Raw genomic sequence first — 22,471 nt, 5'->3', positions numbered from 1 at the left:
GGAGGGGCGGGCGTCCGGGTGGACGCCCGCCCCTTCGCGTGTCCCGCGGCCGGGGCCGCGGCTCAGGGGGCTCCGCCGAAGGGGCAGGCCGGGTCCCCGGAGCCGGGCAGGGCCCCGGTGATGCGGGCCCGCTCGGCGGCCACCCGGGCGGTCCCCACGACCCACAGGCTCGCGTACGGCTCCCCCCGCGGGACGGCGACGAGCACGTGCTGTCCCGCGCGCGGTGCCGGGCGCGCGTCCGCGCCCAGCAGGAACGCGGCCTCGGCCGGGCCGTGCGCCGGTTCGTAGGAGCGGCGCACGGCGACCGTGACGCGGCCGGCCGCGGCTCCCGGCCACGCCTCCACCCGCGTCACGGTGCCCTCCACGACCAGCCGCGCGCAGGCCGGCGTGGGCTCCGGGGCCGCCGCCTTCCGGCCCGAGGCGTCGGCCGCGCTCCCGGCCGACCCGCCGTCGCCGTCCCGGACCAGCAGGCCGACCCCCAGGGCCAGGGAGAAGGCCGCGGCACCGGCGAGCGAGCCGAGCGCGAACCGCAGAACCCGGCGCCGCCCGCCCGGCCGCGCCACCCGCCCGGGCCCGGAACCCCCCCGGCGCCCCGGCCCCCGGGCCCCCACCGCCCTCCTGCCGACCACGCCCCCGGCCGCCCCACCGCGAGCAGACACCGGCCCACCCGTTTCCGCCCCGGCCGCCCCGGACCCGACCGCCCCGGGCCCGGCTGCCACGTCCCCGGCCGCCACGCCCTCCGCCGCCCCGGGCCCGGCCGCCGCGTCTCCGAGCGCCGCATCCCCTGCCGCCTCGGACCCGGCCACCGCCTGCCCGGCCGCCGCGTCCCCGGCTGCCGCATGACCGGCCGTCCCACCTCCGAGCGCCGCACCTCCCGCCGCCCCGGACCCGGCCACCGCGTCCCCGGCTGCCGCATCACCGGCCGTCCCAGGTCCGGCTGCCGCATCTCCGAGCGCCGCACCTCCTGCCGCCCCGGACCCGGCCACCGCCTGCCCGGCCACCGCGTCCCCGGCCGCCGCGTCCCCGGTACCGGCGCCCCCGACCGTTCCCGGCCCGGTCGCAGCGCCCCCGGCCACCACGTTCCCGGCCGCCCGGAATCCGGCCTCACCGTCCCCAGTCACGGCTCCAGCCTCACCGGCCCCGGTCTCACCGCCCCCGGCCGCTTCCGGTTCGGTTGGCGGGGGCGGGGTGGTCGCGCTTTCGGGGGTCTCCTCGGGCGTCGGGGCTCCTTCCCGGGGGTCTGCCGTCAGGGTCTCGGCCAGTCGGGTCAGTTGGGTCCGCAGGAGAGCCAGGTCGGCCTCGGCCGCCCGGTGTGCGGAGCGGAAGGCGGGGTCCCGGCGGGCCTCGTCCGGCAGCGGGGCGCCGGTGATCGCCGCCATCAGGGCGTCCATGCCGTCGTACTCCCGCGCGCCCTCGTGTCCGGCGGTCATGTCACACCACCTCGTCCTCGTGCAGCCGGGCGCGCAGCGCGCGGACCGCCGTGTGCAGCCTGCTCTTGACCGTGCCCTCGGGTATGCCCAGCTCCTCGGCGATGCCCCGGACCGGCAGGTCGGCGAAGAAGCGCAGCACCACCACCTGCCGCTGGGCCGCCGGCAGCTCGTCCAGGCCCCGCGCGACGGCGAGGGAGAGCAGGCTGGTCTCCTCTCCGGAGGGGTGCGCCGGTTCGCCGAGCGCGACGAGCCGCTCCCCCAGCCGCTCCCGGCGCCGCTTCGCCCGGTGCCAGTCCATGGCCAGGTTGGAGGCGACCACCGCCGCCCACGCCGACACGTCCCGCGGCGCCTCGCGGCCGCTCGCCGCCCGCTCCAGCAGCCGCAGCCGTACCTGCTGCACCCCGTCCGGCAGGTCCGACTGCGGCACCCCGCCGAGCGCGAGCACCGCCCGCACCCGGCGTTCCTGGGCCGCGTCCAGCGGATCGCCGCCCACCGGACCGGCACCGGCACCGCCGGTCCGGTCCGGGTCGGCGAACGGTCCCCGGTCGCGGCGCACCCTTCCGCGCAGCACAAGCCACCCCCCTCACGCGTCTGCCCCTACGACGCGGCGGCGGGCCGGAACGTTCGGACCGCCGCGCCCCGGCGCAGAGGCGTACGTCACACCTTCGTGTGGCCGGGGCCCCGAGGGGCAGGGTCGGGACGGCAGAGCTTGCGGCGCGGGCCCGCCGGGGAGGGAATTTCTGCAGCTCAACGCGGGGTTCGGTGAAGGTACGGAACCGCCCGCCGGGTGATCGTGTCCCACTACCCGGGCAGGCCCGGCAAAGAATTGGACAGGTGGGCCGGGGTCGGCCGCATGATGGAAACGCCCCGGTCAGGCAAGAGACACACGGAGGAGTCACTGTGAGGGTCGGAATCGTCGGAGCCACCGGTCAGGTCGGCACGGTCATGCGCAGGATCCTCACGGAGCGGAACTTCCCGGTCACGGAGCTGCGCCTGTTCGCCTCGGCCCGGTCCGCCGGCAGCGTGCTGGACGGTGTGACGGTGGAGGACGCGGCGGTCGCCGACTACACCGGCCTGGACATCGTCCTGTTCTCCGCGGGCGGCACGACCTCCAAGGCGCTGGCCGAGAAGGTCGCCTCCCAGGGCGCCGTCGTGATCGACAACTCCTCCGCCTGGCGCAAGGACCCCGAGGTCCCGCTGGTGGTCTCCGAGGTGAACCCGCACGCGATCGCCGACCGCCCCAAGGGCATCATCGCCAACCCGAACTGCACCACGATGGCCGCGATGCCGGTGCTCAGGCCGCTGCACGAGGAGGCCGGTCTGGAGGCGCTGGTCGTCGCCACCTACCAGGCGGTGTCCGGCTCGGGCCTCGCCGGCGTGGCCGAGCTGCACGGCCAGGTGCAGAAGGTGGCGGCTGAGGCCGACAAGCTCACCCACGACGGTGCGGCGGTCGACTTCCCCGAGCCGCAGGTCTACAAGCGCGCCATCGCCTTCAACGTGCTCCCGCTGGCGGGCAGCATCGTCGACGACGGTCGGCACGAGACCGACGAGGAGCAGAAGCTGCGCAACGAGTCCCGCAAGATCCTGGAGATCCCCGGCCTCAAGGTCTCCGGCACCTGCGTGCGCGTGCCCGTCTTCTCCGGCCACTCCCTCCAGATCAACGCGCGGTTCGCCCGCCCGATCAGCCCGGAGCGCGCCACCGAGCTGCTGGCGAAGGCGCCGGGCGTCGCCCTCTCCGACATCCCGACCCCGCTCCAGGCGGCCGGGCAGGACCCGTCGTTCGTCGGCCGGATCCGCCGCGACGAGACCGTGGACAACGGCCTCGCCCTGTTCGTCTCCAACGACAACCTCCGCAAGGGCGCCGCGCTGAACGCGGTGCAGATCGCGGAGCTGGTGGCGGCGGAGCTGTCCGCGAAGTAGCACTTCCCACGGCAGGGGCGGTCACGGCCACCGTGACCGCCCCTGCCGCGTGCGCGGACGGCGCAGGGGGCGCCCGGTGCGGCACCGGGCGCCCCCTCCGCTCCTGCGTCAGGCCGACGCGGCGTCCGCCGCCTGGGCCTTCAGCGCGCGCTCGATGCCCGAGCGGGACTCCGAGACGAGGCGGCGCAGGGCCGCGCTCGGCCCGGCCGCGGCCAGCCATTCGTCCGTGGCGGCCAGGGTCTCCTCGGAGACCTGGACCGACGGGTACAGGCCGACGGCGATCTGCTGGGCCATCTCGTGCGAGCGGGACTCCCAGACGCCCTTGAGGGCCTCGAAGTACCGGTCCGCGTAGGGGGCGAGCAGCTCCCGCTGGTCGGTCTGGACGAAGCCGCCGATCACGGCCTCCTGCACGGCGTTGGGCAGCTTGTCGGAGTCGATGACGGAGGACCACGCCTCCGCCTTGGCCTCCGGCGTCGGGCGGGAGGCGCGGGCGGTGGCCGCGTGCCGCTCACCGGCCGCCGTCCGGTCCCGCTGGTACTCGGCCTCGATCTCCGTCTCGTCGTACCGGCCGACGGCGGCGAGCCGCTCGACGAACGCCCAGCGCAGCTCGGTGTCGACGGCCAGGCCCTCGATGGTCTGCGTGCCGTCGAGGAGGGCCTCCAGCAGGTCGAGCTGCTCCGGGGTGCGGGCGGTCGCCGCGAAGGCCCGGGCCCAGGCGAGCTGGTGGTCGCTCGCCGCCTCGGCGGCGCGCAGGTGGGCCAGCGTGGCGTCGGTCCAGCGGGTCAGCAGCGGCTCGCGGGTGGCCGGGTCGGCGTACAGGTCGATGGCCAGCTTGACCTGGCGGTGCAGGGACTGCACCACGCCGATGTCGGACTCCTTGCCGATGCCGGACAGCACCAGGGCGAGGTAGTCGCGGGTGGCCAGCTCGGCGTCGCGCGTCATGTCCCAGGCCGACGCCCAGCACAGGGCGCGCGGCAGGGACTCGGCGAAGTCGCCGAGGTGCTCGGTGACCGTCCGCAGCGACTCCTCGTCGAGGCGGACCTTGGCGTAGGACAGGTCGTCGTCGTTGAGGAGGACGACGGCCGGGCGGCGCCTGCCGGTGAGCTGCGGTACGGCGGTCAGCTCGCCGTCCACGTCCAGCTCGATCCGGTCGGTGCGGACCAGCTTGCCGCTCGCCTCGTCGAGGTCGTACAGGCCGATCGCGATGCGGTGCGGGCGCAGGGTCGGCTCGCCCTTGGCGCCGGCGGGCAGCGCCGGGGCCTCCTGGCGGACGGCGAAGGACGTGATCACGCCGTCGTCGCCGATGGCGATCTCGGGCCGCAGGACGTTGATCCCGGCGGTCTCCAGCCACTTCCCCGACCAGGTCTTCAGGTCCCGGCCGGAGGTCTCCTCCAGGGCGCCCAGCAGGTCGGACAGGCGCGTGTTGCCGTAGGCGTGGCGCTTGAAGTAGGACTGCACGCCCTTGAAGAACTCGTCCTCGCCGACGTAGGCCACGAGCTGCTTGAGCACGCTGGCGCCCTTGGCGTAGGTGATGCCGTCGAAGTTGACGAGCACGTCGTCCAGGTCGCCGATCTCGGCCATGATCGGGTGCGTGGACGGAAGCTGGTCCTGCCGGTACGCCCAGGTCTTCATCTGGTTCGCGAAGGTGGTCCAGGAGTGCGGCCACTTCGAGGCGGGCGCGGCGGCCTGGCAGGCGACCTCGGCGTAGGTGGCGAACGACTCGTTCAGCCACAGGTCGTTCCACCACTCCATGGTGACCAGGTCGCCGAACCACATGTGGGCCAGCTCGTGCAGGATCGTGGCGGCCCGCATCTCGTACGCGGCGTCGGTCACCTTGGACCGGAAGACGTACTGGTCCCGGAGCGTGACCGCGCCCGCGTTCTCCATGGCGCCCGCGTTGAACTCGGGCACGAAGAGCTGGTCGTACTTCTCGAAGGGGTAGGCGTAGTCGAACTTCTCCTGGAACCAGTCGAAGCCCTGCCGGGTCACCTCGAAGATGGCGTCCGCGTCGAGGTGCTCGGCGAGCGAGGGCCGGCAGTAGATGCCGAGCGGGACGGTGCGGCCGTCCTTCTCGTACACGCTGTGCACGGCGTGGTACGGGCCGGCGATCAGCGCGGTGACGTAGGTCGACAGGCGCGGGGTCGGGTCGAAGACCCAGACGTCGTCCTTCGGCTCCGGGGTCGGCGAGTTGGAGATCACCGACCAGCCCTCGGGCGCCTTCACGGTGAACCGGAAGGTGGCCTTGAGGTCGGGCTGCTCGAACGAGGCGAAGACGCGCCGGGCGTCCGGGACCTCGAACTGCGTGTACAGGTAGGCCTGTTCGTCGACCGGGTCGACGAAGCGGTGCAGGCCCTCACCGGTGTTGGTGTAGGCGCAGTCGGCCACGACCCGCAGGACGTTGCGGCCCGCCAGCAGTCCCGGCAGGGCGATCCGCGAGTCCGCGAAGACCGTGGCGGGATCCAGGTGGTCGCCGTTGAGGACCACCTCGTGGACGGCCGGGGCCACCAGGTCGATGAAGGACTCGGTGTCACCGCGGGCCACGTCGAAGCGCACGGTGGTGACGGACCGGTAGGTGCCGCCCTCCTGCGCGCCGGAGAGATCGAGATCGATCTCGTACGAGTCAACGGTGAGCAGCTCGGCCCGCTGCCGCGCCTCTTCGCGCGTGAGGTTTGTGCCAGGCACCCGGTCATCTCCTCGATATGTGTCGGTTGCGCCATCCTTCCATGGGAGCCGCACGGAAAGCGATGCACGTCGGCGGGTGCGGCGGGTCCCGCCGGCGGGTCCGGGCAGGGCTCGGGCCGGACGGGCTGCCCTGCCCGTCCGGCCCGGGGGCCGCACGCCGCGGTCCGCGGCCGGGGTCAGCCCACGACGATCACCACGACGCCGGTGCCGCCGAAGCCGTTGCGGTAGCCGCTGCCGAAGAAGTCGTTCCGGCCGAAGCCGTAGCCGCAGCCGCCGTTCCAGCCGCGGTTGAAACAGCCGCGGTTGGCGGAGACGTGGTCCGGGGTGGCCGCCGAGGCCGTACCCGTCGCACTGATGGTGGCACCGCCGGCGAGGACCAAACCGGCCGCGGATGCCGCGAGGAGACGCCGCACGCGTTGAGTCTTCATGGGCCTACCTTCCTTCCACGCCCTCGGGGGGATTCCGGTACGGGGGCGATGGCCGCGACCGCGGTGCGAACGGGCGCTGCGCGGTCGTAGGTGTTGCCGCGGGGACGGGGGGCACGGTCGGCGCCGGTCGCGCTGCCGGCCCCCGGAACAGGGCACTCGCCGACGGCGGGCACCGCCCGATCGCGGCCCTCCTCCAACAAGCTAGCCGCCCCCCGGTGGCTCGGCATCTCGGACGCCGGCGGGCCCGGCTCCCTCAGCCGCCGTCCGCGCCGCCCGCCGCGCCGCCTTCCGCCCCCCGCGCCCGGTCCGCGGTGTGCCGCAGCGCCCGGAGCACCCGGTCGACCGCCGGCGCCTCCCCGGCGCCCCGGCGGACCGCCGCCACCACGTGCCGCACGGGCCGGTCCGCGCCCAGTTCCCGCAGGACCACGGCGGCCCGCCCGCCGGCCGCCATCCTCGGCACCAGGGCGACGCCCATCCCCGCCTCCACCATGGCCAGGATCGCGGCCCAGCCGGACGCCGAGTGGCCCTGGTGCGGGCTGAACCCGGCCGCCTCGCAGGCCCGGCGGGTGATGTCCGACCAGGGGCCGCTGCCGCCGAAGATCCAGGACTCGGCGGCCAGGTCGGTGAGGGCGGGCCGCGGGGCGCGGGCCAGCGGGTGGTCCGGGGGCAGGGCGACGTCCAGCGGGTCGGCCAGCAGCGGGACGTGGGTGAAGCGCGGGTCGGCCGCGCTCGGGGCCTCGGCCGCCAGGGACAGCGCGAGGTCGACGTCACCGGCGGCCAGCAGGTCGTACGCCTCGGCGGCCTCCGCCTCCCGGACGCGGACGGCCACCCCCGGGTGCGTGGTCCGCAGGGCGCGCACGGCGGGTACGACGAGGGCGGGCACGGCGGTGGAGAAGGCGCCGACCCGGACCTCGCCGGCCTCGCCCCGCGCGTACGCCTCCAGGGCCGCGTCCGCCCGCTCCAGCTGCTCGAACACCGCCTCGGTGTGCGCCAGCACCAGCCGGGCCGCGTCGGTGAGCCGGACCCGGCGGCCCTGGGCCTCCAGCAGCGGCACACCGAGCTGTGCGGCGAGGTTGGTGAGCTGCTGGGAGACGGCGGACGGGGTCATGTGCAGCGCCTCGGCCGTCGCGGTCACGGTCCCGCGCTCGCGCAGGGTGCGCAGAATCCGCAGCTTCCTCAGCTCCCACTCGGGCATGCGCGCACGCTACACGGGGGCCGGCCCGGGCCCGGCGGACGTGCCGTCAGCGGCGGGAGCCCGCGCCGAGGACGACCCCGGCGAGGATCAGCGCGAAGCACAGGAACTGGGGGCGGCCCGTGTGCTCGCCGAGTACGGCCCAGGACAGCAGGGCCACGCAGACCGGCTGGAGGTAGTACACGATGCCGGCGCGGGCCGCGCCGATCAGGGAGATGGCCTTGCCCCAGGCGAAGAAGGCGAGCGCGGAGGAGACCACGCCGACGTAGAGCAGGGGCAGCACCGTGCCGGGGGCGAGGCGGAAGCCGCCCTGGACGGCGAGGCTGACGGCCTGCGCGGGCAGCAGCAGGACGGTGCCGGCGAGGAACGTGGTGAACAGGAACGCGGTGCCGTCGAGTTCGGCCGGGCGGCGGCGCAGCAGCGCGCTGTACCCGGCGAAGCAGCAGGCGGCGACCGGCATCCACAGCGCGCCGGCGGAGAAGTCCGCGCCGCCGCCGACGAGCAGCACCACGCCCGTGCAGGCCAGGAGGAGTCCGATGGTGCGCCGCGGGCCCAGCCGGGCCCCGCCCAGCCGTTCGAACACGGCCATGAGCACGGGCGAGGAGGCCATGATCATGCCCATGGTGGCGGCCGGAGTGGTCAGGCCGGCCTGGTTGACCAGGGTGTTGTAGACCACGACGCCGAGCAGGGAGACGAGGAGGACGTACCGGGCGTGGCGCCGGAACAGGTGCCGTTGCCGCCAGGCCTGCCGGGCGCCGAAGGGGGCGACGACGAGCAGGGCGATCACCCAGCGCCAGAAGGCGTGTTGCACCGGCGGGACGCTGTCGTGCAGCCCGCGTGAGGTGACGAAGCTGCCGGCCCAGACGACGGTGGCGAGCGCGGCGCAGGCGAGGCCGAGCAGGGAGGCGGTGGCCCGGCGGGGGCGGGGGGCGGGGGCGGCCGGGGCGGGGGCGGTCTGCGGCGCGGCTGCGGTCACAGCGGGCCTTTCCGGGAGGGACGGGCGGGTGGGCCCCTACCGTCGCAGCGCCGGAACCGTCAGGTCCATCGAATCTTTCAGACCATTCTTTTCAGCATTCCTGAAGGGTCGTTGGCCCGGTGTCCGGACGTGCGGAAACGCCGGGGGCGTCTGTCCTCCTGCCGGTACGCACGTGCGTACCGGCAGGAGGACGGACGCCCCCGGCGAACGAACCAGTGGTGCGGTCAGGCCTTGGCCTGGGCGTCACCCTTGATGTTGATGTTGGACGAGGTGGTGTCGCTCTTGGCCCGCGACTTGTCCAGCACCATGACCAGGCCGGCGATCACCACGAACAGCACCACCGGGAGAAAGACGTAGAGGCCCAGCGTCTCGATGACGCTCAGGCCCTTGCCGGGGTCGTCACCGTCGTCGCGGGTCAGCGCGAGCGCGGGGGACGACATGAGCAGCATCATCAGCGTCGTACCGGAAGCCAGGGCGCCGGCGCGCAGGGCGTTCTTCTTGTCCACGGTGCAAAGTTAGCGAACGGCCGACGGACCCGCGCGCCCGGGGTGCCGGTTGCGCCGCCCGACCGCGCCGCCGGGGGCCCGGGGACGGCCGCCCCCGGGCCCCCGGTCCGCGGGTTCACCGCTGTCCGGACGGTCCCGGCGGTTCGCCCGGCCCCGGGCCCGGTCCGCGTGGTCCGGGCGAGCGCAGCGCTTCCAGCAGGGCCCGCAGCCGGGGCGAGGCCACCAGTTCCTCCAGCGGCACCGGCCGGCCCTCGCGGTCCGCCACGGGCAGCCGCCAGTTCGGGTACTGGTCCCAGGTGCCCGGCAGGTTCTGCGGGCGGCGGTCGCCGATGCCGTCCGGCAGCCAGACGCCGACCAGCCGGGCGGGGGTGCGCAGCAGGAACCGGTGGACGGCCCGGATCTCCGCCTCCTCGTCCGAGCCGGGCGGTCCGGCCGCCGTGGTGTCCAGCAGGCCGAGGCTGCCGAGCAGGGCGAGCCACTCGGCGGCGTCGGCCGCGGCCTCGGCGCGTTCCTCCGCGGCCGGGCGGGTCAGCAGGCCCAGGCGGTCGCGCAGGTCCACGTGGTCGCCGGTGAGCCGGGCGGCCGTGGGCGGCAGGTCGTGGGTGGTGGCGGTGGCCAGGCAGTCGGCGCGCCAGCGGTCCGGGGGCAGCGGGCGGCCGTCGCCCGTCCAGTCGCGTTCGAACCAGAGCACGGAGGTGCCGAGCACCCCGCGCCGCTGGAGCGCCTCACGCACCCCGGGTTCGACGGTGCCCAGGTCCTCGCCGATCACCAGCGCCCCGGCGCGGGCGGCCTCCAGCGCGAGGATCGCGAGCATGGCGTCGGCGTCGTAGCGGACGTAGGTGCCCTCGGTGGGCGGGCTGCCCTGCGGGACCCACCAGAGGCGGAACAGGCCCATGACGTGGTCGATGCGCAGCGCGCCCGCGTAGCGGAAGAGGGCCCGCAGGAGGTCGCGGTACGGGGCGTGGCCGGTGGCGGCGAGCCGGTCGGGGCGCCAGGGCGGCAGGCCCCAGTCCTGGCCGCGGGCGTTGAAGGCGTCCGGTGGGGCGCCCACGGACATCCCGGCGGCGAACACGTCCTGCTGGGCCCAGGCGTCGGCGCCGGCCGGGTGCACGCCGACGGCGAGGTCGTGCACGATCCCGACGGGCATGCCGGCCTCGCGGGCGGCGCGCTGGGCGGCCCGGAGCTGGCCGTCGGTGAGCCAGGCCAGGCGGGCGTGGAAGGAGACCCGGTCGCCGAGTTCGGCGCGGGCGCGCGCGGTGGCGGCGGAGCGGGGGTCGCGCAGCCCGTCCGGCCAGGTGTGCCAGTCGGAGCCGTGGACCTCGGCGAGGGCGTACCAGGTGGCGTGGTCGTCGAGGGCCTGGCCGTGGGTGGCGCGGAAGGCGTCGTAGGCGGCCTGCCGGCCGGGCGGCAGCGGGACGGCCAGGACCTGTTCCAGCGCCTCGCGCTTCAGGTCCCACACCGCGTCCCGGTCGATGAGGGCGCCCTCGTCGAGGACGCCGGCGCGCAGCCGCGCGGCCCGCTCCAGCAGCCCGTCCAGCCGCTCGCGGTCCCCGGCGTAGGCGTACTCGGGGACGTCCTCGACGCGCAGGTGGACCGGGTCGGGGAAGCGGCGGGAGGAGGGGCGGTAGGGGGACGGGTCGGTGGGGGCGCCGGGCACGGCCGCGTGCAGCGGGTTGACCTGGACGAACCCGGCGCCGGCGGTGCGCGCGGCCCAGCCGGCCAGCTCCGCGAGGTCGGCGAGGTCGCCCATGCCCCAGGAGCGGTGGGAGAGCAGGGAGTAGAGCTGGACGATGAGGCCGTGGGAGCGGCCGGGCGGCGCGGGCAGCCGGTCCGGGGCGACGACGTAGGCGGCCTCGCCGGTCCGTCCGTCGGGGGCGGTGGCGCTGAGCCTGTGCACGCCGAGCGGCAGGTCCGTGATCCCCTCCCGGAACTCCCCGTCCTCCGTCTCGACGCGGAGCCGGGTGCCGGCGGGCAACGCGCGGAGGGCGGCGGGCGGTTCGGCGCCCCACCAGCGGACGAGGGTCGGCGGCAGCAGGCGCTCGCGCAGTTCGCGTTCCCGGGCCGCGAGGGCGGCGGACACGGCGGCCGGGCCGGTCGCGTCGACGCCGAGGGCGGCGAGGGCGGCGGTCACGGCGGCGGCGGGGACCTGGACGGTGCGGTCCGGGGCCGGGCGGTAGGAGGTGGCGACCCCGTGCAGCTCGGCGAGCCGGGCGAGGTCCGCGAAGTGTGTACCAGAGGGCTCGTCGGGCGCCGCGGTCATCTACTGTCCCGGCGCGAAGGAGGCCGGGAAGGGGTCGGACTCACTGGTCAGCGGGGTGGCCTCGGAGAGCGGGGGCTCGCTGGTGAGCGGCTCCGCGTCGGGCAGCGGCGGCTCACTGGTCAGCGGGGCCTGCGCGCAGGCGCTCTCCGCGCTGAAGACGCACAGGGCCGCGTCGTCGGTCTCGGCGGACGCGTCCGCCACGGGTTTGAACTGGGCCGGGACGAGGTGTGCCGTTGCGGCCACGGGGGCCTCCTCTGATCGAGTGCCGAACGCTTCGGCTTCGGACGGGTTACGGCAGGCCTACCCCGTGCGTGCGAACCCACGCGCGGCGAAAAGGGGCGCCCGGGTGACCCGGCCGCGCGCCCCCGGCCTCGGGCAGGGGACACGGCCGGGGCACCGCCGGGGGCGCACCGGGTGGTCGGGAGCAGCGCGTACGGCCTGTACACCGGGGACGGCCGCCGTTACCCGGGCGACCGCTCCGGGCGGTGGACGCGTGGGTCACCGCACGGCCTGCGCACCGGACGGGCGCCCCTGGGACGGCGCGGGCCAGGGGGCTCGTACGGCGTGGGGCGGCGGGGCGCGGCGCGACGGCGGACGGTCGCGGACCGCGGTCGCGCGCCGGAGCGCGACCGAGCCGGACGGCGCGTTCGCCCGGTACCGCGCGCCGGGCTCCGGGCCGTCCGGGGCGGGACGCGCGCGGGGTCCGGGCGGGGGCACTCGCGGGCGGGACCGGGCGGGGGCAGCCGGCCGTGCTCCCCCGTCCGGATGCGAACGGGCCCGGACCGGTCAGGCGGAGATGCCTCCGATCCGGGCCAGGGCGTCGTCGGCGCCGTACGGCTGCAAGTAGGGCAGCCAGCGCGGATCGCGATGTCCGGTGCCGATGATGCGCCAGGCCAGTCCGGTCGGCGGAGCCGGTTTGTGCCGCAGCCGCCAGCCCAGTTCGACGAGGTGGCGGTCGGCTTTGACGTGGTTGCAGCGGCGGCACGAGGCCACCACGTTGTCCCAGACGTGCTTGCCCCCGCGGCTGCGCGGGATGACGTGGTCGACGCTGGTTGCGACGCCACCGCAGTACATGCACCGGCCCCCGTCGCGGGCGAACAGCGCCCGCCGGGTCAGAGGAACGGGCCCCCGATAGGGAACCCGGACGAATCGCTTGAGCCGGACCACGCTGGGTGCGGGGACTGTGACGGTCGCGCTGTGCAGGTAGGCGCCGGATTCCTCGAGGGAGACGGCCTTGTTCTCCAGGACGAGGACGAGCGCGCGGCGGAGCGGTACGACGCCGAGCGGCTCGTACGACGCGTTGAGGACCAGGACATGCGGCACGGGTGCCTCCTTGGGCGTCGGCGGCGCGTGGCTCGCGCCGGGACGATCTGCAGTCAGTCTCCCCTCATGCCTGGTGAACGCGCCACCATGTCCCGGTAACGGGCTGGGAGTGTTTTCGACCACATCCGATCCATCCCCCGGCGGGTGCCCTGTTCAAGCCCGCGTGAGCCGTGTCTCTCCTGCCCGCCCGCCGTGCGGATCCGCACGGGGCACTCACCGTGCCCCGTTAGTGTGGTGGTCCTGTCCGTCCGGTGATCTTTTCGTGACCTTGACCGCCCGCCGGTACGGACCGCGCAGCACCTTGGAGGTACCTGCCGTGTCGTCCCTGCCCGCCCTCCTCACGGCCGCCGCCGCGGCCCCGTCGCCGTCGCCGTCCGAGTCGACGGCCCCGGCCGTGCCGACGCTCCTGGACGCCCAGGAGAGCGCGACGAACGCGGCGAGCTGGGTCGAGCAGAACTGGTCGACGTGGCTCGCGATGGGTCTGCAGATCCTGCTGATCCTGACCGTGGCGGTGGCCCTCAGGGCGCTGGTGCGGCGGGCGATCACCCAGCTGATCGACCGGATGGGGCGCACCTCGCCGTCGGGTGACGGCGGCGCGCTGGGCGGGCTGCTGGTCAACGCGGAGCGCCGGCGGCAGCGGTCGGCGGCGATCGGCTCGGTGCTGCGCTCTGTGGCCAGCTTCCTGATCCTCGGCACGGCCGCGCTGATGGTGCTGGGCACCTTCAGGATCAACCTGGCGCCGCTGCTGGCCTCCGCCGGTGTCGCGGGCGTGGCGATCGGTTTCGGCGCCCGGAACCTGGTCACGGACTTCCTCTCCGGCGTCTTCATGATCCTGGAGGACCAGTACGGCGTCGGTGACGTGATCGACGCGGGTGTGGCCTCCGGCGAGGTGATCGAGGTCGGGCTGCGCGTGACGAAGCTGCGCGGGGCCGACGGCGAGATCTGGTACGTCCGCAACGGCGAGGTGAAGCGGATCGGCAACCTCTCGCAGGGCTGGGCGACGGCCGGGGTCGACGTGACCGTCCGGGCGAGCGAGGACCTGGACAGGGTCAAGGCCACGCTCGACGAGGTCGCCGAGAAGATGAGCAAGGAGGAGCCCTGGAACGAGCTGCTCTGGGGCCAGGTGGAGGTCCTCGGCCTGGACTCGGTGCTGATCGACTCCATGGTGGTGCGGGTGACGGCCCGGACGATGCCCGGCAAGTCCCTGCCGGTGGAGCGGGAGCTGCGCTGGCGGATCAAGCGGGCGTTCGACGCGGCGAGCATCCGCATCGTGGGCGGCGCGACGGCGACGGAGGACGTCGAGGACGTCCCGGACCCGACGGCGGCCGTGGCGGCACCGTCGGTGTACTCCAACGCCGATTCACCGCAGTCGGCGGCGGCGTCCCCGATCGTCCCGCAGCGGCCGGCGCCCCCGGGGAAGTAACGGAACGGTTCGGCATGCTCGTTCGAGTGAACAGGTGGGGCATCCCGGCGCCGCGGCGCGCGGGGTGCCCCATCGTCGTCCCCCGGGGCGCCCGACGCGGGCTCAGCCTGGCAGCAGCGTCCGAAGAGGCATCGCCGATGCCGATTCGGCCGGAGTACGTCGAGGGGACCGCCATGGTGCCGTCGCAGCCGAACGATGACCACAACCACGGCGCCGGGGAGCTGTTCCACCAGTTCCGGTCGGCCGGTTTCGACCTCGCTTTCCTCCGCATTCGGTGATCCTTTAGGGTCGCCAGCACAACGGGCCCTTGTTCTGGAGCGCGACGTCGCCCAGGGGCCCGTCTCGAATGTGGGGAAGCATGCGAAAGCTCGCCATAGGCACCGCCCTGTCCGGCGCCCTGGCCCTGACCGGGCTGGCCGCGCCCGCCGCGTCGGCCGCCGGTTCGCCGGCCCTGAAGTTCTCCGGTGTCACCGTCAACCACGGCAAGCCGATCGTGGTCGGCGCCGCCAGGACGGTGACCGTACCGGTGTCGTACACCCTGACCCGGCCCAAGAACCTGGTCATCGACCAGGACAAGACCGTCCAGGCGGTGATGCTGTACCGCGGCACCCTGAAGACGATGCTCAACGACATGGGTCCGGACACCCCGCCCGTGTGCCGGACGACCGCCTCGACGGCCACCACGGTCACCGAGCGCTGCGCCGAGAAGATCGCCGCCGCTCCGGGCATGGCGCTCTCCGATGGCGCCGACGCCGGCACCTGGAAGGCCGCCGGCATCTACGCGCACAGCGAGGAGAGCGTCTCGGACGACTACCTGCACGGCGCGAACGAGGTGACGGCCTGGGGCAACCTGGCCTCCGTGCAGGTGCGCCGCGCCGCGCTGCTGACCACGGACGCCGCCCCCGAGCCCGCGGTCAAGGGCCGGACGCTGACCGTCAAGGGCAAGCTGACGCGGGCCGACTGGTCCTCCGGCCGGTACACCGGGTTCCGGGGCGCCGAGGTCGTCCTCCAGTTCAAGGCGGACGGCGGCGCGTACAAGAACGTCAGGACCCTCACCTCCGGCGTCGGCGGCGCCCTGTCCACCACGGTGAGGGCGACCGCGAGCGGCGGTTACCGCTTCGTCTTCGCCGGCACCGCCACCACGGCCGCGAAGACCTCCGCGGGCGACCACGTGACGGTCAAGTAGCCGCCGGGGGGCGGTCCGCGCCCCCGGCACCCGCGCCCCCGGAGCAACGGCCGCGCCGCCTCCGGGGGCGCTCTCTATTGACGCCCCCTCCGTCCTCGGCTTACGTTCCTCCCACCCCAACAGGAAACTTTCCTAACAGTGATCGCCCGCGCCCGCCGACCAGGGCTGGACGCCGCGCCCGGGTCACTGAAAAGCTGGGCGGCTGGAAGGGCAGGTGTCGACCCCATGGCAGGAACCGCCGGTACGCCGGGCACCCCGCGCGTCCTGCGCGCCATGAACGACCGCGCCGCCCTGGACCTGCTACTGGAGCACGGGCCGCTGTCACGCACCCGGATCGGCAAGCTCACCGGCCTGTCCAAGCCCACCGCCTCGCAGCTCCTGGCCCGCCTGGAGGCCGCCGGGCTGGTCCGGGTCACCGGCACCAGCGAGGGCCGGCCGGGTCCCAGCGCCCAGCTCTACGCGGTCGATCCGGGCGCCGCGTACGCCGCCGGGCTCGACGTCACCCCGTACCGCATCCGCGCCGCGGTCGCCGACATCACCGGCCGCACGGTCGGCGAGCACGAACTGCCCACCCCCGGCCGCCGCCCGGCGTGGCCGGTCGTCCAGCAGGTCACCGACGCCCTCGACGGCGCCGTCAAGGCCGCCGGGCTCGCCCGGTCCGACGTGCACCGGCTGGTCATCGGCACGCCCGGCGCCTTCGACCCCAACACCGGCCGGCTGCGGTACGCCTCCCACCTGCCCGGCTGGCACTCCCCCACGCTGCTCGACGAACTCGCGGCGGCCCTGCCGATGCCGGTGGAGTACGAGAACGACGTCAACCTCGCCGCCGTCGCCGAGCAGCGGCTCGGCGCGGCCCGCGGCCACGCGGACTTCGTGCTGCTGTGGAACGAGGAGGGCCTCGGCGCCGCCCTGGTCCTCGGCGGCCGGCTGCACCGCGGCTGGACCGGCGGGGCCGGCGAGGTCGGCTTCCTGCCGGTGCCGGGCACCCCGCTGGTGCGGCAGGTCGCCCGCGCCAACAGCGGCGGCTACCAGGAGCTGGCCGGCTCCCAGGCCGTGCCGCGGCTGGCCCGTGAACTCGGCCTCCCCGACGTCCCCCCGGGTCCGCACGCCGAGGCCGCCGCCGCGCTCGTGGCCCGCGCCGCCGACCACGCGGGCGGCCCCCACCGGGAGCTGCTCCAGGCGTACGCGACCCGGCTGGCCACCGGCCTGGCCTCGCTCGTCTCGGTCCTCGACCCCGAACTCGTCGTGCTCAGCGGTTCCGCCCTGACGGCCGGCGGGGAGGTGCTGCGCGCCCTCGTCCAGGCCGAACTGGAGGAACTGGCCGCGGCCCGGCCCCGGCTGGTCGTCGGCGAGGTCCGCGAGAGCCCCGTACTGCGCGGCGCGCTGGAGTCCGCGCTCGCCACCACCCGCGACGAGGTCTTCGACACCTCGCGCTGAGCCACACCCCGGCAGCACCCCTTCCGTCCGCCCGTCCCAGGGAGACCTCGCCATGCCCGAAGTCATACCGCCGGCCGTCCGAAAGGCGGCTTTCGCCCTGACCGCGTCGCTGGCCCTGCTCACCACCGCCTGTACCGGCCGGTCCGGTCCCGGCGCCTCGGACGACCCCTCGAAGGACACGACCATCACCTTCTGGCACGCCTGGAGCGCGCCGAACGAGGTCGAGGCGGTCGAGTCGCTGGTCGCCGGCTTCCAGCGGGCGCACCCCAACATCCACGTGAACGTCGTCGGCAACATGTCCGACGACAAGATCAACCAGGCGCTGCGGGCCGGCGGCACCAGGGCCCCGGACGTGGTCTCGTCCTTCACCACCAACAACGTGGGCAAGTTCTGCTCCTCGGGCGCGCTGGTGGACCTGAACCCCTTCTTCGAGAAGGCGGGCATCGACCCGGGCACGACCTTCCCGAAGCCGATGAACGAGTACACCCGGTTCGAGGGCGACCGGTGCGCGGTCCCGCTGCTCGGCGACGCCTACGGGCTCTACTACAACAAGACGGCGTTCGAGAAGGCCGGGATCGAGCACCCGCCGAAGACCTGGTCCGAGTTCGCCGCCGACGCGAAGAAGCTGACGATCCCGCGGGGCGACGGCTACCGGCAGCTCGGCTTCATGCCGAACTACCACGGCTGGGAGTCCACCACCGAGCACTACCTCGGCCAGTTCTCGCCGGTGTACTTCGACGCGGACGGCAAATCGAACCTGGCCGCGGACCCCGCCTTCGAGAAGGCCTTCACCCTCCAGAAGAAACTCGTCGACGACCTGGGCGGCTTCCGCAGGCTGGAGAAGTTCCGGGTGACGCTCGGCGACGAATGGGGCCCCCGGCACCCCTTCCACACCGGCCAGGTCGCCATGCAGCTCGACGGCGAGTGGCGGCTGGGCATGGCCGAGGAGGCGGGGCCGGACTTCGAGATCGGGGTGGCCCCGCTGCCCGTCCCGGACGACGAGGCCGACCAGTACGGCAAGGGCTACATCACCGGCACCATCGCGGGCATCGCCGCCACCAGCCGCAAGCAGAACGCGGCCTGGGAACTGGTGAAGTACATGTCCACGGACACGGACGCGGTGGTCGGCTTCGCCAACGCCATCCACAACGTGCCCTCCACGCTCGCCGCACTGAAGTCCCCGAAGCTGAAGTACGACCCGCGGTTCAAGACCTTCCTCGACATCGCGGCCGACCCGCACTCCACCACCACGCCCGCCTCGGTCAACGGCGGGGTGTACCTGGTGACGCTCCAGCAGTTCGGCTACGACTACGAGAGCGGCAGGGCCACCGACCTGAAGGCCGGGCTGCGGAAGGCGGCCGCGCAGATCGACACGGACATCGCGCAGGCGCGGGGATGAGCGCCGCCACGCTCGCGTCGAGGCACCGGCGCTCGGCACTGCGCACGCTCGCCTTCATGTCGCCGTGGCTCATCGGGTTCGCGGTCTTCTTCGCCTACCCGCTGCTCTCCACCGTCTACTTCTCCTTCATGCACTACGACGGCTTCCGGCCGCCGGAGTGGAGCGGGGGGAGGAACTGGACGTACGTCTTCGAGCACTACCCGCTCTTCTGGCCCGCCCTGCGCAACACGCTGTGGCTGGTCGTGGTGACGGTGAGCCTCCGGGTGGTCTTCGGGCTCGGGATCGGCCTGCTCATCACGAAGATCAAGACGGCCACGGGTCTCTTCCGCACCCTGTTCTACCTGCCGTATCTGGCCCCGCCGGTGGCCGCCACCATGGCCTTCGCCTTCCTGCTCAACCCCGGCACCGGGCCGGTCGACTCGATCCTGGAGAAGACCGGCCTGCCGGCGCCGGGCTGGTTCAACGACCCCGCCTGGTCCAAGCCGGCGCTGACCCTGCTCGCGCTGTGGGGCATCGGCGACCTGATGGTGATCTTCATGGCCGCGCTGCTCGACGTGCCCGGGGAGCAGTACGAGGCGGCCGAGCTGGACGGCGCCTCGGCCTGGCAGCGCTTCCGGTACGTGACCCTGCCGAACATCTCCCCCATCGTGCTGTTCGCGGTCGTCACCGGGGTGATCCAGACCATGCAGTACTACGCCCAGCCGCTGATCGCCGGGAAGGTCGCCTCCGGCGTGATCCAGGGCGCGGGCACCCAGTTCCAGCCCGGCTATCCGGAGAAGTCCACGCTCACCCTCCCCCAGCTCGTCTACAACCTCGGCTTCCAGCGCTTCGACTACGGCTCGGCCTGCGTGGTGGCGCTGGTGCTGTTCGCCCTGTCGATGGCGTTCACCGCGTTGCTGATGCGGCGCCGCGGCGGCCTGCTCCAGGCAGGTGACTGACCATGGCCCGGACACCGGACGCGCCGCCCGCCCCGGGTGCCGCGCGCACCGCCCGCCGCCGGGCGGTGCTGGAGTGGGTCGCCGTGCACGCGCTCGGCGTCGCCGCCGCGCTCTTCTTCACCCTGCCGTTCGTCTTCGTGTTCCTGACCTCGCTGATGAGCGACAGCCAGGCGCTCAGCCGGGACCTGGTCCCGCACACCTGGGAGTGGGGCAACTACCGCAAGGTGTTCGACACCCCCGGCTTCCTCACCTGGTGGCGCAACACGCTGGTCTACGCGGGCCTCGGCACCGTCCTGACCGTAGTGTCGTCGATCCCGGTGGCGTACGCGCTCGCCAAGTTCCGCTTCCGGGGCCGCGGCCCGGCCCTCATGCTGGTGATCTCGATGATGATGCTGCCCCCGCAGGTGGTCGTCATCCCGATGTACCTGTTCTGGGCGAAGCAGCTGGACCTGTCCGGCACGCTGTGGCCGCTGATCGTGCCGATGGCGTTCGGGGACGCGTTCTCCGTCTTCCTGCTGCGCCAGTTCCTGCTGACCGTCCCGGACGAGTACCTGGACGCGGCGCGGGTCGACGGCTGCGGCGAACTGCGCACCCTGCTGCGGGTCGTGCTGCCGATGGCGCGGCCGGGCATCGCCGCCGTGGCCCTGTTCCAGTTCTTCTACGCCTGGAACGACTACTTCGGCCCGCAGATCTACGCGTCCGAGAACCCCGGCGCCTGGACCCTGTCGTACGGCCTGGAGTCCTTCAAGGGTGCCCACCACACCGACTGGAACCTCACGATGGCCGCGACCGTGCTGGTCATGGCCCCCGTGATCCTCGTGTTCTTCCTCGCCCAGAAGGCGTTCGTCGAAGGCGTGACGCTCACCGGAGTAAAGGGTTGATCTGACTGTGAAAATCACCGTGGTCGGCGGAGGCTCGACCTACACCCCCGAACTCGTCGACGGCTTCGCCCGGCTCAGGGACACGCTGCCCGTCGAGGAACTCGTCCTCGTGGACCCGGCCGCCGAACGGCTGGAGCTGGTGGGCGGGCTGGCCCGCCGCATCTTCGCCAAGCAGGGCCACCCCGGCCGCATCGTCACCACCGGCGACCTGGACGCGGGCGTCGACGGAGCCGACGCGGTCCTGCTCCAGCTCCGCGTCGGCGGCCAGGCGGCCCGCGAGCGGGACGAGACCTGGCCGCTGGAGTGCGGCTGCATCGGCCAGGAGACCACCGGCGCGGGCGGCCTGGCCAAGGCGCTGCGCACGGTCCCGGTCGTGCTCGACATCGCCGAACGGGTCCGCCGCGCCAACCCGCGCGCCTGGATCATCGACTTCACCAACCCGGTCGGCATCGTCACCCGCGCCCTCCTCCAGGCCGGGCACCGGGCGGTCGGCCTGTGCAACGTGGCGATCGGCTTCCAGCGGAAGTTCGCCGGCCTGCTCGGCGCGGACCCGGCGGACGTGCACCTGGGCCACGTGGGCCTGAACCACCTCACCTGGGAGACGTCCGTCCGGCTGGGCGGCCCGGAGGGCGCCGACGTGCTGCCCAGGCTGCTGGCCGAGCACGGTGACGCGATCGCCGGCGACCTCCACCTCCCGCGCGCCCTGCTGGACCGCCTGGGCGTGGTCCCCTCCTACTACCTGCGGTACTACTACGCCCACGACGAGGTCGTCGACGAGCTGCGCACCAAGCCGTCCCGGGCCGCCGAGGTGGCCGCCATGGAGCGGGAGCTGCTGGCGATGTACGGCGACCCGGCCCTGGACGAGAAGCCGGCGCTGCTGGCCAAGCGGGGCGGCGCCTACTACTCGGAGGCGGCCGTCGACCTGGCGGCGGCGCTGCTGGCCGGCCGCGGGAGCCCGTACCAGGTGGTGAACACCGTCAACCGGGGCACGCTGCCCTTCCTGCCCGACGACGCGGTGGTCGAGGTCCAGGCCGCGGTCGGCCCGGCGGGCCCGGTGCCGCTGCCGGTCCCGGAGCCGGACCCCCTCTTCGCGGGCCTGATCGCGAACGTGACGGCGTACGAGGACCTGGCGCTGGACGCGGCCCTGCGCGGCGGGCGCGACCGGGTCTTCCGCGCCCTGCTGGCGCACCCGCTGATCGGCCAGTACGGGTACGCCGACACGCTCACCGACCGGCTCGTCGCGCACAACCGGGAGCACCTGGCGTGGGCCTGACCGCACCCGGGGCCCCGACGGTCCTCGCCATCGACGCGGGCAACAGCAAGACCGACGTGGCCGTGGTCACCGCCGCCGGCGAGGTGCTGGCCACGGCCCGCGGCGGCGGCTTCCGCCCGCCCGCGGTGGGCGTGGCGGCGGCGCTGGAGGAGCTGGCCGGGCCGGTCGCGCGCGCCTTCGCGGACGCGGGCGTGACGGCCGTCTCGCACGTGTCGGCCTGCCTGGCCAACGCCGACCTGCCGGTGGAGGAGGAGCAGTTGGCGGCGGCGCTGCGCGGGCGGGCCTGGGGCGCCTCGGTGGAGGTCCGCAACGACACCTTCGCGATCCTGCGGGCGGGCGTCGCCGAGCCGCGCGGTGTGGCGGTGGTGTGCGGGGCGGGTATCAACTGCGTGGGCATGCGGCCCGACGGCCGCACCGCCCGCTTCCCGGCCATAGGCCGCATCTCCGGTGACTGGGGCGGCGGCTGGGGCCTGGCCGAGGAGGCCCTGTGGCACGCGGCCCGCGCGGAGGACGGCCGCGGCGCACCGAGCGCGCTCGCCCGCACCCTGCCCGCGCACTTCGGCCTGCCGACCATGTACGCCCTGATCGAGGCCCTGCACCTGGGGCGCGTCGAGCACGTCCGCCGGCACGAGCTGGCCCCGGTCCTGTTCGCCACGGCGGCGGACGGCGACCGGGTGGCCCGCTCGCTCGTCACCCGGCTCGCGGAGGAGGTGGTGGTGATGGCCGCGGTCGCCCTGACCCGTCTGGACCTCCTCACCGAGGAGACCCCGGTGCTGCTGGGCGGCGGCGTCCTCACGGCCGGCCACCGGCTGCTGGACGACGCCGTCCGCGAGCTGCTGGCGGCCCGGGCCCCGAGGGCCGTCCCCCGCGTGGTCACGGCCAGTCCGGTGCTGGGCGCGGCCCTGCTGGGCCTGGACCGGCTGGGGGCGGGCGCCGCGGCCCGGGAGCGGGCGCGGGCGCACTGGGCGGCGGGCCGGGCCGAGTCGTCGCGGGAGGGGAGCGGGGCGACGATGTGAGCGCAGGGGCGGTCCCGGTCCGCGAGACCCGGTCGACCGACGTGGCGGCCGGGACCCGCCTGGCCGGGGCGGAGGCGGCGGCACTCGAAGCGGCCGCCCACCGGCACCGGGAGCCCTGAGCGGCGCCACCGCGCCCCGGGGGAACCGAACATACGCGCCCGGCGTATTCATGGGCAGTGCGCACCGCGATCCCGACAAGAT

The 22,471-nt window shown here is 74.5% G+C and carries 21 protein-coding genes; 11 read left to right on the top strand and 10 right to left on the bottom strand.

Features of this window, described 5'->3' with window-relative positions:
- Nucleotides 1-62: 62 nt before the first annotated feature.
- Nucleotides 63-563, bottom strand: coding sequence for a hypothetical protein (locus ACZ4K2_RS11350; RefSeq protein WP_467471996.1), 501 nt, complete (start codon nt 561-563; stop codon nt 63-65).
- Between the two features lie 868 nt (nt 564-1,431).
- A complete protein-coding gene (locus ACZ4K2_RS11345; protein WP_467471993.1) occupies nt 1,432-2,001 on the bottom strand; it encodes an RNA polymerase sigma factor in 570 nt (189 codons plus the stop codon).
- 329 nt (nt 2,002-2,330) lie between these two features.
- On the opposite strand from ACZ4K2_RS11345, the gene ACZ4K2_RS11340 reads away from it, so the two are divergent.
- Nucleotides 2,331-3,350, top strand: a complete 1,020-nt coding sequence (locus ACZ4K2_RS11340) for an aspartate-semialdehyde dehydrogenase (RefSeq protein WP_467471992.1) — start codon at nt 2,331-2,333, stop codon at nt 3,348-3,350.
- Between the two features lie 108 nt (nt 3,351-3,458).
- On the opposite strand, the gene pepN is transcribed toward ACZ4K2_RS11340, so the two are convergent.
- The 8 genes from pepN to ACZ4K2_RS11300 all read right to left on the bottom strand — a co-directional run bounded on the left by pepN (nt 3,459) and on the right by ACZ4K2_RS11300 (nt 12,717).
- Nucleotides 3,459-6,032 (bottom strand): aminopeptidase N, encoded by a 2,574-nt coding sequence (gene pepN / locus ACZ4K2_RS11335; protein WP_467471990.1) that lies wholly within the window; start codon nt 6,030-6,032, stop codon nt 3,459-3,461.
- Between the two features lie 176 nt (nt 6,033-6,208).
- A complete protein-coding gene (locus ACZ4K2_RS11330; RefSeq protein WP_467471988.1) occupies nt 6,209-6,460 on the bottom strand; it encodes a hypothetical protein in 252 nt (83 codons plus the stop codon).
- Between the two features lie 253 nt (nt 6,461-6,713).
- Complete coding sequence (locus tag ACZ4K2_RS11325) at nt 6,714-7,655, bottom strand: LysR family transcriptional regulator (protein ID WP_467471986.1); 942 nt, start codon at nt 7,653-7,655, stop codon at nt 6,714-6,716.
- A gap of 46 nt (nt 7,656-7,701) precedes the next feature.
- A complete protein-coding gene (locus ACZ4K2_RS11320) occupies nt 7,702-8,628 on the bottom strand; it encodes a DMT family transporter (RefSeq protein ID WP_467471984.1) in 927 nt (308 codons plus the stop codon).
- Nucleotides 8,629-8,852: 224 nt separating this feature from the next.
- Nucleotides 8,853-9,134, bottom strand: coding sequence for a hypothetical protein (locus ACZ4K2_RS11315; protein WP_467471981.1), 282 nt, complete (start codon nt 9,132-9,134; stop codon nt 8,853-8,855).
- Between the two features lie 115 nt (nt 9,135-9,249).
- Nucleotides 9,250-11,394, bottom strand: a complete 2,145-nt coding sequence (gene malQ / locus ACZ4K2_RS11310) for a 4-alpha-glucanotransferase (protein ID WP_467471980.1) — start codon at nt 11,392-11,394, stop codon at nt 9,250-9,252.
- Nucleotides 11,395-11,637 (bottom strand): hypothetical protein, encoded by a 243-nt coding sequence (locus ACZ4K2_RS11305; RefSeq protein WP_467471978.1) that lies wholly within the window; start codon nt 11,635-11,637, stop codon nt 11,395-11,397.
- A 543-nt stretch (nt 11,638-12,180) separates the two neighbouring features.
- Nucleotides 12,181-12,717 carry an HNH endonuclease gene (locus ACZ4K2_RS11300; protein WP_467471975.1) on the bottom strand — a complete coding sequence of 179 codons (537 nt, stop codon included), beginning with the start codon at nt 12,715-12,717 and terminating at the stop codon, nt 12,181-12,183.
- A gap of 316 nt (nt 12,718-13,033) precedes the next feature.
- Between ACZ4K2_RS11300 and ACZ4K2_RS11295 the strand changes: the two genes are divergently transcribed.
- The 10 genes from ACZ4K2_RS11295 to ACZ4K2_RS11250 all read left to right on the top strand — a co-directional run bounded on the left by ACZ4K2_RS11295 (nt 13,034) and on the right by ACZ4K2_RS11250 (nt 22,389).
- Nucleotides 13,034-14,140 carry a mechanosensitive ion channel family protein gene (locus ACZ4K2_RS11295; RefSeq protein ID WP_467471973.1) on the top strand — a complete coding sequence of 369 codons (1,107 nt, stop codon included), beginning with the start codon at nt 13,034-13,036 and terminating at the stop codon, nt 14,138-14,140.
- Between the two features lie 137 nt (nt 14,141-14,277).
- Nucleotides 14,278-14,418 carry a hypothetical protein gene (locus ACZ4K2_RS11290; RefSeq protein WP_467471971.1) on the top strand — a complete coding sequence of 47 codons (141 nt, stop codon included), beginning with the start codon at nt 14,278-14,280 and terminating at the stop codon, nt 14,416-14,418.
- A gap of 80 nt (nt 14,419-14,498) precedes the next feature.
- Nucleotides 14,499-15,326 carry a hypothetical protein gene (locus ACZ4K2_RS11285; RefSeq protein ID WP_467471968.1) on the top strand — a complete coding sequence of 276 codons (828 nt, stop codon included), beginning with the start codon at nt 14,499-14,501 and terminating at the stop codon, nt 15,324-15,326.
- A gap of 225 nt (nt 15,327-15,551) precedes the next feature.
- Nucleotides 15,552-16,763, top strand: a complete 1,212-nt coding sequence (locus tag ACZ4K2_RS11280) for an ROK family transcriptional regulator (protein WP_467471966.1) — start codon at nt 15,552-15,554, stop codon at nt 16,761-16,763.
- Between the two features lie 52 nt (nt 16,764-16,815).
- A complete protein-coding gene (locus tag ACZ4K2_RS11275; protein ID WP_467471963.1) occupies nt 16,816-18,162 on the top strand; it encodes an ABC transporter substrate-binding protein in 1,347 nt (448 codons plus the stop codon).
- On the top strand, nt 18,159-19,100 hold the full coding sequence (locus tag ACZ4K2_RS11270; RefSeq protein ID WP_467471961.1) for a carbohydrate ABC transporter permease: 942 nt from the start codon (nt 18,159-18,161) through the stop codon (nt 19,098-19,100). The genes ACZ4K2_RS11275 and ACZ4K2_RS11270 overlap by 4 nt, the downstream gene beginning before the upstream one ends.
- Before the next feature lie 2 nt (nt 19,101-19,102).
- A complete protein-coding gene (locus ACZ4K2_RS11265) occupies nt 19,103-19,981 on the top strand; it encodes a carbohydrate ABC transporter permease (protein WP_467471960.1) in 879 nt (292 codons plus the stop codon).
- Nucleotides 19,982-19,988: 7 nt separating this feature from the next.
- Nucleotides 19,989-21,254 (top strand): 6-phospho-beta-glucosidase, encoded by a 1,266-nt coding sequence (locus ACZ4K2_RS11260; RefSeq protein ID WP_467471958.1) that lies wholly within the window; start codon nt 19,989-19,991, stop codon nt 21,252-21,254.
- The gene (locus ACZ4K2_RS11255; RefSeq protein WP_467471956.1) at nt 21,245-22,270 is read left to right on the top strand and encodes an N-acetylglucosamine kinase; all 1,026 of its coding nucleotides are present in this window, start codon (nt 21,245-21,247) and stop codon (nt 22,268-22,270) included. Before ACZ4K2_RS11260 ends, ACZ4K2_RS11255 begins: the two co-directional genes overlap by 10 nt.
- On the top strand, nt 22,267-22,389 hold the full coding sequence (locus tag ACZ4K2_RS11250; protein ID WP_467471954.1) for a hypothetical protein: 123 nt from the start codon (nt 22,267-22,269) through the stop codon (nt 22,387-22,389). Before ACZ4K2_RS11255 ends, ACZ4K2_RS11250 begins: the two co-directional genes overlap by 4 nt.
- Nucleotides 22,390-22,471 lie beyond the last annotated feature (82 nt).

It is taken from the genome of Streptomyces sp. NPDC025833 (assembly GCF_055558055.1).
Note: the sequence above shows the minus strand (reverse complement) of the source record. Positions and strands in the feature narration are given on the sequence as shown.

Coding starts and splice junctions, on each gene's coding strand:
- ACZ4K2_RS11290 (WP_467471971.1), top strand. CDS start 14,278: ATGCCGATTCGGCCGGAGTACGTCGAGGGGACCGCCATGGTGCCGTCG.
- ACZ4K2_RS11270 (WP_467471961.1), top strand. CDS start 18,159: ATGAGCGCCGCCACGCTCGCGTCGAGGCACCGGCGCTCGGCACTGCGC.
- ACZ4K2_RS11280 (WP_467471966.1), top strand. CDS start 15,552: ATGGCAGGAACCGCCGGTACGCCGGGCACCCCGCGCGTCCTGCGCGCC.
- ACZ4K2_RS11275 (WP_467471963.1), top strand. CDS start 16,816: ATGCCCGAAGTCATACCGCCGGCCGTCCGAAAGGCGGCTTTCGCCCTG.
- ACZ4K2_RS11265 (WP_467471960.1), top strand. CDS start 19,103: ATGGCCCGGACACCGGACGCGCCGCCCGCCCCGGGTGCCGCGCGCACC.
- ACZ4K2_RS11325 (WP_467471986.1), bottom strand. CDS start 7,655: ATGCCCGAGTGGGAGCTGAGGAAGCTGCGGATTCTGCGCACCCTGCGC.
- ACZ4K2_RS11330 (WP_467471988.1), bottom strand. CDS start 6,460: ATGAAGACTCAACGCGTGCGGCGTCTCCTCGCGGCATCCGCGGCCGGT.
- malQ (WP_467471980.1), bottom strand. CDS start 11,394: ATGACCGCGGCGCCCGACGAGCCCTCTGGTACACACTTCGCGGACCTC.
- ACZ4K2_RS11285 (WP_467471968.1), top strand. CDS start 14,499: ATGCGAAAGCTCGCCATAGGCACCGCCCTGTCCGGCGCCCTGGCCCTG.